At 33.9% G+C, this 9,635-nt stretch carries 12 protein-coding genes; 11 read left to right on the forward strand and 1 reads right to left on the reverse strand.

The window, feature by feature from the left end:
• Positions 1-4: 4 nt before the first annotated feature.
• The 5 genes from CHB72_RS19375 to CHB72_RS19395 all read left to right on the forward strand — a co-directional run bounded on the left by CHB72_RS19375 (position 5) and on the right by CHB72_RS19395 (position 3,343).
• A complete protein-coding gene (locus CHB72_RS19375; RefSeq protein ID WP_089284525.1) occupies positions 5-898 on the forward strand; it encodes a branched-chain amino acid ABC transporter permease in 894 nt (297 codons plus the stop codon).
• Entirely contained in the window at positions 898-1,674 is a 777-nt protein-coding gene (locus tag CHB72_RS19380) for an ABC transporter ATP-binding protein (RefSeq protein WP_176431485.1), read from the forward strand. Before CHB72_RS19375 ends, CHB72_RS19380 begins: the two co-directional genes overlap by 1 nt.
• Complete coding sequence (locus CHB72_RS19385; RefSeq protein WP_089284526.1) at positions 1,668-2,375, forward strand: ABC transporter ATP-binding protein; 708 nt, start codon at positions 1,668-1,670, stop codon at positions 2,373-2,375. Before CHB72_RS19380 ends, CHB72_RS19385 begins: the two co-directional genes overlap by 7 nt.
• A 146-nt stretch (positions 2,376-2,521) precedes the next feature.
• Complete coding sequence (locus tag CHB72_RS19390; RefSeq protein ID WP_242975202.1) at positions 2,522-2,932, forward strand: acyl-CoA thioesterase; 411 nt, start codon at positions 2,522-2,524, stop codon at positions 2,930-2,932.
• Positions 2,933-2,947: 15 nt separating this feature from the next.
• A complete protein-coding gene (locus CHB72_RS19395; RefSeq protein WP_089284527.1) occupies positions 2,948-3,343 on the forward strand; it encodes an FxsA family protein in 396 nt (131 codons plus the stop codon).
• 265 nt (positions 3,344-3,608) lie between these two features.
• Here CHB72_RS19395 and CHB72_RS19400 read toward each other — a convergent pair whose 3' ends face one another.
• Complete coding sequence (locus tag CHB72_RS19400; protein ID WP_176431487.1) at positions 3,609-4,928, reverse strand: GerMN domain-containing protein; 1,320 nt, start codon at positions 4,926-4,928, stop codon at positions 3,609-3,611.
• 283 nt (positions 4,929-5,211) lie between these two features.
• Here CHB72_RS19400 and rlmD point away from each other — a divergent pair, with 283 nt between their 5' ends.
• The 6 genes from rlmD (at position 5,212) to CHB72_RS19425 (ending at position 9,304) form a co-directional block, all read left to right on the forward strand.
• Positions 5,212-6,564 carry a 23S rRNA (uracil(1939)-C(5))-methyltransferase RlmD gene (gene rlmD, locus CHB72_RS19405; RefSeq protein ID WP_089284529.1) on the forward strand — a complete coding sequence of 451 codons (1,353 nt, stop codon included), beginning with the start codon at positions 5,212-5,214 and terminating at the stop codon, positions 6,562-6,564.
• Between the two features lie 301 nt (positions 6,565-6,865).
• Positions 6,866-6,997 (forward strand): hypothetical protein, encoded by a 132-nt coding sequence (locus CHB72_RS27865; protein ID WP_278277875.1) that lies wholly within the window; start codon positions 6,866-6,868, stop codon positions 6,995-6,997.
• 327 nt (positions 6,998-7,324) lie between these two features.
• On the forward strand, positions 7,325-7,894 hold the full coding sequence (locus CHB72_RS19410) for a TetR/AcrR family transcriptional regulator (RefSeq protein WP_089284530.1): 570 nt from the start codon (positions 7,325-7,327) through the stop codon (positions 7,892-7,894).
• A complete protein-coding gene (locus CHB72_RS19415) occupies positions 7,891-8,562 on the forward strand; it encodes a flavodoxin family protein (protein ID WP_089284531.1) in 672 nt (223 codons plus the stop codon). Before CHB72_RS19410 ends, CHB72_RS19415 begins: the two co-directional genes overlap by 4 nt.
• A gap of 70 nt (positions 8,563-8,632) precedes the next feature.
• Positions 8,633-8,905 (forward strand): DUF2087 domain-containing protein, encoded by a 273-nt coding sequence (locus tag CHB72_RS19420; RefSeq protein ID WP_089284532.1) that lies wholly within the window; start codon positions 8,633-8,635, stop codon positions 8,903-8,905.
• 66 nt (positions 8,906-8,971) lie between these two features.
• On the forward strand, positions 8,972-9,304 hold the full coding sequence (locus CHB72_RS19425) for a GIY-YIG nuclease family protein (RefSeq protein WP_089284533.1): 333 nt from the start codon (positions 8,972-8,974) through the stop codon (positions 9,302-9,304).
• Positions 9,305-9,635: the final 331 nt, after the last annotated feature.

Below are 9,635 nucleotides of genomic sequence, written 5' to 3' on the forward strand. Positions count from 1 at the left end.
CATAATGGGTTGGTATTATATTCAAGGAATACTTATTTTATCAGGTATTTATTTGATGGCGGTATTAGGACTGTCCTTATTAACAGGATTTACAGGACTTTTTTCCTTTGGACATGCCGGCTTTATGGCAGTAGGAGCTTACACTACTGCTGCGATGACAATCAAATTCAATGTTCCCTTCATCTTAGCTTTATTAATAGGAGGTTTAGCCGCCGCGTTGGTCAGTCTAGTAATTGGTAAGTTGACATTAAACCTTAAAGGAGACTATTTTTGTATAGCTACCTTAGGGTTTGGAGAGGCGATTCGCCTAATATTAGATAATGTTCAATACTTTGGTGGAGCTAGAGGCTGGCCAGGAATACCCTTAAAAACTGGTTTAATGAATGTTATCATTTTTAACGTGATTGCTGTAGTCATTCTAGTGAATTTAATTAAGTCTAGACATGGAAGGAATTTACAGGCAATAAGAGAAGAGGAAATGGCATCACAAATTATAGGGATTAATGTATTTAAATATAAGATGATTTCTTTGGCTATCAGTGCAGCCTATGCAGGGATTGCAGGCGGAATGTTAGCTCATTATACAGGGTTTCTACAACCTAAGATGTTCCAATTAATTAAATCCACAGAATTAACTATCATGGTTATATTTGGTGGATTAGGTAGTATATCTGGTAGTATTATTGGAGCCATTGTTTTAACTTCACTACCGGAGGTCTTAAGAGCATTTGATCGATGGAGACTGGTGGTCTATGGAGCATCCGTTATTTTCATTATGATTACAAGACCACAAGGCTTAATGGGGGGTTATGAAATTACAATAACCAATATTAAAAAACTTATCTCTCGTATAACATCTTTAGGAAAGAAAAAACATACGATAGGGGGAGATAATTAATGAGTACCATACTAGCGTTGAAAAATGTGACAAAACAATTTGGTGGTTTAACAGCAGTCGGAGATATGTGCTTTGATGTGAAAAAAGATAGTATTTCTGGACTGATAGGACCAAATGGAGCAGGAAAAACTACCATATTTAATCTAATTACAGGGATATATAATGTTACTGAAGGTGAAATTTTATTTGAAGGAAATAGAGTTGATGGTTTACAGCCCTATCAGATTGCTGATACAGGCATAACAAGAACTTTTCAAAACATTAGGCTTTTTAAGAAGCTTACTACCTATGAGAACATATTAACTGCTTGTCATTATAATACAGACTATAGTATTTTAGATGCAGTGATTAGAAATAAAAAATTTAGAACTGGAGAAAAGAAGCTGCACCAACAGGTACAGGAGCTGCTGGAAATTATGGAGCTAACAGATAGGAAGGATGCTGTTGCTTCAAATCTACCCTATGGTCTTCAAAGACGATTAGAAATTGCTAGAGCCTTGGCATTGAAACCAAAACTATTATTGTTAGATGAGCCTGCAGCCGGAATGAATCCAGATGAAACAATAAGATTGATGAACTTGATAAAAGAAGTACGTGATCGCTTTAATCTTACAGTATTGGTAATCGAGCATCATATGGATCTAATTATGGGGATTTGCGATAAAATTGTAGTTTTAAACTTTGGTAAGAAGCTGGCAGAGGGAACTACCCAAGAGATACAATCAAATTCAAAGGTTATAGAAGCATATCTTGGGGAGGAGGATGTCATTTGCTAAAGGTAGAAAATCTAAACGTATATTATGGCGGCATTCATGCCTTAAGAGGTATCGATATAGAAGTACAAGAGGGACAAATAGTATCTATTATTGGTTCTAATGGAGCAGGGAAATCAACCTTACTGAATGCAATAACTGGTATAGTTAAGCCGAAAGAAGGTCTAATCACCTACAAAGGTAATGAAATTCCTAGAACTCCCCATAAAATTGTTAAACTAGGTATTTGTCAGGTTCCAGAAGGTAGACTAATTTTTGCCAACCTAACTGTTAAAGACAATCTTATGATGGGGGCTTATCTAAGAAATGATAAGAAAAAGATTGAAGAAGATTTAGAAAAAGTATATCAGCTGTTTCCTAGATTGCTAGAAAGAATCAATCAAATGGCGGGAACACTAAGTGGTGGTGAACAACAGATGCTGGCTATGGGAAGAGGATTGATGAGTAATCCAGACTTAATCCTGTTGGATGAACCTTCATTGGGTTTAGCACCGCTATTAGTAAGAACTATTTTTGAAATTATAGAAGACATTAAGAAGATGAATAAAACGATCTTACTGGTTGAGCAAAATGCCTATAAAGCCCTCTCTATTGCTGATAAAGCCTATATTTTAGAACAAGGGGTCATTAAAAAAGAAGGAATTGCTGAAGAAATCCTTCAAGACAAATCTATATTAGAGGCTTATCTTGGAAAGGCTCATTAGGGAAAAAGTACATTGCTGTAGCGGAGAGTATAGATTCTCCGCTCTTTTTCATCCTAAATAAGTTATTAACATAAAAAATAAAAAGGAAAAAAACTTTTCATATAGAATCTATTATTAGGAATAATGTTATTATAGGAGGTTTTATTTTGAGAATAAGTCGTTGTGAAATTCGTGTTCGATATCAAGAAACAGATCAAATGGGGGTTGTTTACCATGGAAATTATTTCACATGGTTTGAGATAGGTAGAACAACTTTTTTAAGAGAAATGGGTTATTCCTATAAGGATTTGGAGAAGGAAAACATTATGCTGCCAGTGGTAGAGGTAAAATGCAATTATAAAGAACCTGCAAGATATGATGATGAAATAATTGTAGAAGCAAAAATAAAAGAACTAAAGGGTATTCGCATTACTTTTGAATATAATATCATTAGGAAATTAGATGAAAAATTGTTGGCTACAGGTACAACGATCCATGCCTTCGTTGACACCAATCTAAAACCTGTGAATTTTAAAAAGACTCATATTGATATGTATAAAGCCCTTATTAATAACTGATAGTGAGGTGGTTATGTGTTATTAAAGCTTATTTTATTATTTACCATTGTTCCTATTGTAGAGCTGGCGATTTTGTTAAAGCTAAGCGGATATATAGGAGTAGGTTATACTATATTAATTGTTTTGCTGACAGGAGTTCTGGGAGCATATCTAGCCAAAAGTGAGGGAAAAGGGGTATTAAGGAGAATCAAACTAGAAATGAGTCAAGGTAGAATGCCAGGAGATGAACTGATTAATGGATTATGTGTCATCGTTGGTGGTGCATTCTTATTAACCCCTGGTATTTTCACCGATGCTGCTGGATTTTGTCTAGTGATTCCAGTTACTAGAGAAACAATAAAATTCATGATTAAGAAAAGGATTAAAAGAATGATTGATGAAGGAACCTTTATATTTTACTATAGAAAGTAAAGTATAAACTATAATCTCTTAAAGAAGGGTATAAATTTTCAAGTATTGGTAAATAATGCTTAACAGGTTTTATTGCACTCTATGAAAGTGACTGACACAAAATCAGAGATTGCACTCTGTAAAAGTGACTGACACAAAATCATAGATTTTGGTCATCTACTTTTGGTCATCTACTTTTCAATAATAAGAGGTAAACTGATTCTAATTTGTTTCGAGCACATATTGTGCTCATTTTTTTTGCATGAAAAAGACGGCTAATGCCGTCTTATGATTCGGGATTAATATAGGGAGAAGGTATTAGTGGCTGATTTAAAGGAATTTCATCAGGTAAACCAGAAGCAAAACCTTCAACCTGAAATTCAATAGATTCTATATTTTCTAAAGAAGTAAAGGTATAAAGTATAGAATCTACCATCATTTTTCTACGATCTGGGTAATCGATGTAAGCATTCATAAAAGCTTCGTTAAGCTTAAGCTCAAGGGCTGCACCCTCGATAGTATAATCTAATAGGACTACTTCCTCTGGAACAGTAGGCTGTAGATTATAGTTGAAGAGTATCTGCTGATTACTATATTTTAATCCATTAAATATAGAATCAATAGTTAAACTTTCGATACTCATAGGCACAGGGGTTAATAAAATTCGATTTGTATTGGTTATATTCCCCACATAAAATTCAGGATTTTTGGAGGGATATATAGGCTTATCTACAATGGTCTCATGAAAACTAAAGTTTAATATCTGATTATCGAAGTAAAATTGAACACCCTGTACTTCATTTATAGCAGATAAAGAATTTACTGTGCTTTCTACTGCAATTCTAGCAGAAGTGGCATGCTGATCATATGTGCCTATATCCCTTGGAAGATACACATTTGCTATTCCCCTATTTAAGCTTAATCCTTGCACTGTAGGGATCGGAGAACCAACAGGTAAACCTAAAGCTTCCTTTGGACCCTGTGTTAAATGATCGATTGTACTCCTAAGAGGTGTTCTAGTATAAGGTATTACTCTTGTAATAGGTACTAAATGATTTATGTCATTGTCCGGGAAATATAAAGTTAAAGCAGTTTCATTTCTAGTGACAGATTTTAATGCTTCAACATAAGTAGCATCTGTATGATAAGTAACTGGAATTTTGCTAGATACTATTGGAGCTTCTAGATTTTCAACGGTAAGCTTTATATCTATTTCGTAATTACCATCGGGAATATCTAAAAGATTTTGAGGAAGATCCATTTGAATGATAGTGGGTTCACCATGGATAATAGTTATATCCTTCATTTCCAGGGTATTGATAAGACTATCTTCAAAATATATAGATAGTTCAATAGGATTAGTCTGGCTAAACTGTAGTGGTAGAATTTTTTCATTTGCTGTTATTGATATTTCTAGACGAGGGTGAGATGGAGAAAGCATGGTTATACTAGTATCAATAGCAACAATATCTTCCTTCGATGAATTGAAGGGTGTGGCAAACTCAAAATTAAAATCAAAATTCATACTATCAGCATATAAAGGCATACCGGATGCAGCAACAAAAATCATAATCAATAACAAAATTGCTCTAATAGATCGTGACATTTTTTCAACTCCCCCTAAGCTTGTCCAACTTATGTAATTTCGCCTTGCATAAGCGACTAACACAAAATCATAGATTGCACTGTGTGAAAGTGACTGACACAAAATCATAGATTTTGGTCATCTACTTTTAGTCATCTGCTTAACATATATTATATTATAACGGATATCTATGGTAAACAAAAACAATAAAACAAAAGATGTCAAGAAATTGGCAAAATAGTGTAAAATGATATTGAACCTATAAAATTCGACAGTAGGAATATGAAAGGAGGGCTTTCGCCTCATGTTAGAAAAAAATAATATACATACTATTAAAATAGAAGATTTAGGTCACAGTGGTGAAGGGGTAGGTAGAATAGAAGGGTTTACTGTTTTTGTAGAAGGGGGTATTCCAGGAGACACTTTAAAAATAAAAACTATTAATGTTAAGAAAAATTATGGTACAGGAAAAATTATAGAGATTGTAGAACCGTCGGAGTACAGAACAAATCCTTTATGTTCTCTTGCTAATATCTGTGGTGGATGTCAAATCATGCATATGGATTATCAAGCCCAACTAGATATAAAGGGGAAGCGGGTTAAAGAAACATTAGAAAGAATAGGGAAGATTCATACTAATGTATTACCTACATTGGGTATGGAAAACCCCTATGAATATAGAAATAAAGCACAATTTCCAGTGGGAATAGTCAAAGGTGCGGCTATCTTTGGCTTTTACAAAAAAGGCACTCATGACATTATAGATACAGATTATTGTCATATTCAGGCTCCTATTAATAAAGAAGTCGTTGAAGCTATGAAGGAATATATAATGGACTATAAAGTTAGTGTTTATGATGAAAAAACTAGAAAAGGACTTATTCGGCACTTAGTAACGAAGGTAGGGTTCACTACAGAGGAAGTTATGGTGGTGCTTGTTACGAATGGAAAAGAACTACCTTATAAAGAAGAATTAGTGAAAATATTTACCAAGAAAGTTAAGGGCTTGAAGAGTATTGTGCAAAATATCAACGATAGGAATACGAATATTATTTTTGGCAGAGAAACCATCGCGATTTTTGGCGAGAACAAAATAGTAGACTATATAGGAGATTTAAAATTCCATATTTCAGCCCAATCCTTTTTCCAAGTGAATTCTCTGCAGACAAAGGTCTTATACGAAAAAGCATTAGACTATGCAGAACTTAAGGGTGTAGAAAGTGTATTTGACATATACTGTGGGATAGGTACTATTTCCCTGTTTTTAGCAAGAAAAGCTAAAAAAGTAATAGGGGTGGAAGCAGTCGAAGCTGCTATAGAAGACGCAAAAGAAAATGCCAAAATTAACAACATTCATAATGCAGAGTTTTATGTAGGGAAAGCTGAGGAAGTGATACCAAGGTTTTATACGGAAGGTATAAAAGCAGATGTAGTCGTTGTAGATCCTCCAAGAAAGGGCTGCGAAGAAGAAGTACTAGAAACCATAGTCAAGATGGATCCACAAAGGGTTGTGTATGTATCCTGCAATCCAGCTACACTAGCGAGGGATTTAGCGTATCTTCAGGAAAGGGGCTATGAAACGATGGAAGTGCAGCCGGTAGATATGTTTCCTCATACGGCACATGTTGAGACGGTGGTATTGATGTCTAGAAAATAAAGAAGTGTACTCGGAAAGGCTTGATATAAGCCTTTCCGGGTTTTAAGCAATAAAATTTAAGAGCTGTAAAACGATGATTTTTTGCTCTGCGGGAACTTGTCCAAGAAGGGCTTAAGACCCCGTATAGAGCGGATTAGATGTCATTAGGGGTGTACAGAGCAGAATGGATGTCAGAGGTTCACGAGAAGTCAATTTAGATGTTTTGTGAAATAGGAGAGGTTGAGAGAGCAGTTTGGATAAAGATATTAAACCAGCACTTTTTTGAAAATAAAAAATTAAAATTTTGTGAAGGGGGTTAAGAGTGGATTTTGTAAATGACTTTGATAAAATCATCTATGATGTATCTTGTGTGCTAGGGAAGTATATTGATAAAGGAAAATATGGGATTATTGATCGAGGACTTCCGCATCAACCAAGAAATTTGCCAGCCTGAATGATGTGTGTTTATATCTTTTGGTATGAAGGTGAATTTTTTAAAATAGGAAAAGCCAGGTTTCGTTGAAGTGGCCGTGAGGATAGAGAAGAAATAAAATGCTTTGAAAAATTAAAAATGAATATTTTTATGTATTTGTTGTCCCCTCAGACTAATGGTTTGAGGGAATTTTGCTTTATTGAGATTAACTTTTAAGTTTGAGTTCGAATTATTAGCAGCTATTAGGATATTTGAGTGAACTTTAAAAAAGTATTGACTAAAACGACACTAGTGTCGTATAATTAGTTAAAGACACACGTGTCGTTTTTAGAAGAAGGGATTTGAGTTATGGCAACCAAAGGGCATAAAACCAAACAATTTATTATTGAAAACTCTATTAATCTGTTTTCAGAAAAAGGATACACTGCTGTTACAATGAAAGATATATGTGAAAGATGCCAAATGAGTCGGGGAGGCGTTTATAGGTATTTTTCTTCTACTAAGGAGATTTTCATTGAGATGCTTGATTCTGATCTAAAGATTAACCGTTCAGTAGTAGAAGAGAATATTCAGAAAAAAGTACCTGCCGAAAGAATCATAGATGCCTACTTCCGCCAGGAAATAGAATCTATCTTTAGTGACAATAATGGACTTTATTTTGCAATTCATGAGTTTGCATTTGCAGAACCTGATCAAAGAGAAAGTTTAAATCAACGGGTGAAAGATAGTGTCAATATACTCAAAATGATTCTCAAACATGGTCAAGAAAACCAGGAGTTTAAAGAATTCGATAGAGAAGCTGTTGCCACACACATTATTTATTTTATGGACAGCTTGAAGACCTCATCTTCAATAGTGATAATGTCAAAGGACATGCTAACTAAACAAATTAATTTATTAAAGGAGCTAATTATATGAAAATAACTGTGTTTAATGGAAGTCCTCGAGGAGCAAATAGCAATACACATGTTATTGCTGCTGCTTTACTTGAAGGTGCAAGAAAAGCTGGTGCTGAAGTAGAAAACATTTTTTTAAGTGATAAAAAAGTGAACCATTGTGTTGGATGTTTCACATGTTGGCATAAAACGCCTGGTAAGTGTATTCATAGGGATGATATGGATAGTCTTTTTCAAACCTGTGTTTTATCGGATATCGTTTGTTTCGCTACCCCGGTTTATTTATGGAATATGACAGCTTATCTAAAAAATTTCTTAGATAGACTTATCCCCATTAAGCGGCCAACTGTTGTAGAGAATAATGGAAACTATAATATGGAGAATAATGAAATTAAATTACCAAAAGTTGTAATCATATCAAATGCGGGATTTCCAGGTGATAATAATTTTGAAACAATGAAAGCTGTAATGAAAACAATGAATCCAATACTCGAAGTGTATAGAAATTGTGGGATACTGTTAAGTAGTAAGGATCCTGATGTAAGGAAGATTGTTAATAAGTATCTGGATGTTGTATCTACTGCAGGTTATGAATTAGCTTGTAATTTATCAGTATCTGAAGAAACACAAGCGAACTTGAATATGGAATTGATGCCTATAGAAAAGTATGTTCAATATATTAGCAAATAGAGCTTTATAATGATTCAGTTAATACGAAATTTGGCAAGATGGTAAAAAAGTTATAGAAAGGAGGAACCTTATGTATCAAAAAATTGACATTAAGAGGTTTCTTGATGATTCAGGAAAAATTACTCAGCTATCTTCAAAGAATAAATTCAGAATTGCTACACTTAGCTATTTAGCTGGTAAATTTGAAGTTGACCGAGATTATACCGAAAAAGAAGTTAATGATATATGTGATGAATGGCACACCTTCGGTGATTATTTCATAATGAGACGTGAACTTGTTGATAACGGGTTATTATGTCGCTCTATAGATGGTTCTCGCTATTGGAAGCCAAAAAAAGATTAGGAGTATGTGTTTTATAAAGGTTATAGAAAAACAACTAGTAGTCCCCGAAAGGATAGTGATTAATAGATGAGTATACAGTCAAGAAAAGAGCTAAAGGAACAATACAAAAATCGAGAAATTATTGGTGGGGTATATCGTATAATATGTAAGGAGAATGGTAAGTTTTGGTTGAGGGCCACAAAGGAAATAGAAGTATCTAAAAACCGATTTTTATTTTCAATAGCTACAAATTCTTGCCCTGAAACCTGCATGATTAAAGAATGGAAACAGTTTGACCCTAGTGCATTTTCTTTTGAAATATTAGAAAAAATTAAAATGGAAGAAACACAGACAGAGATAGAGTTTATTGAAGATACAAATATTTTACTGGAGATTTGGAAAGATAAGTTAGATAGTTAGAAAAAATGTGAAATATTATGGAATAAAACTTGATATAAAGAAGATCCTTAGTCATTGTGAAAAAATTATTGAGAAATTTTCTAAGAATAAAATAAGGATTTTGACACTTAACTATTTAGCTACCTAGATTTTGTACAAACAAGACCATAGTATTTTCCAAGGGTTACCATGGCAACATTACCAAAAAACAACTAAAGGTGAAAATACCCCGCCCATAGAAGTATTTTTTATCCCCAAAAAATCCTACGAAAGGCGGTATCTCACCTATGAAAAGTATATCATTCAAACTAGATGAGAATAAAGTGGTAAATACTTCTGCTTGGCTTGTTTC

It is taken from the genome of Anaerovirgula multivorans, from assembly GCF_900188145.1.
Lineage (GTDB): Bacteria > Bacillota > Clostridia > Peptostreptococcales > Natronincolaceae > Anaerovirgula > Anaerovirgula multivorans.

Excerpts from the sequence above, each read along its gene's own strand:
- CHB72_RS19375 (WP_089284525.1), top strand. The coding sequence starts at position 5 with ATGGGTTGGTATTATATTCAAGGAATACTTATTTTATCAGGTATTTAT.
- CHB72_RS19380 (WP_176431485.1), top strand. The coding sequence starts at position 898 with ATGAGTACCATACTAGCGTTGAAAAATGTGACAAAACAATTTGGTGGT.
- CHB72_RS19400 (WP_176431487.1), bottom strand. The coding sequence starts at position 4,928 with ATGTCACGATCTATTAGAGCAATTTTGTTATTGATTATGATTTTTGTT.
- rlmD (WP_089284529.1), top strand. The coding sequence starts at position 5,212 with ATGTTAGAAAAAAATAATATACATACTATTAAAATAGAAGATTTAGGT.
- CHB72_RS19410 (WP_089284530.1), top strand. The coding sequence starts at position 7,325 with ATGGCAACCAAAGGGCATAAAACCAAACAATTTATTATTGAAAACTCT.
- CHB72_RS19415 (WP_089284531.1), top strand. The coding sequence starts at position 7,891 with ATGAAAATAACTGTGTTTAATGGAAGTCCTCGAGGAGCAAATAGCAAT.
- CHB72_RS19420 (WP_089284532.1), top strand. The coding sequence starts at position 8,633 with ATGTATCAAAAAATTGACATTAAGAGGTTTCTTGATGATTCAGGAAAA.
- CHB72_RS19425 (WP_089284533.1), top strand. The coding sequence starts at position 8,972 with ATGAGTATACAGTCAAGAAAAGAGCTAAAGGAACAATACAAAAATCGA.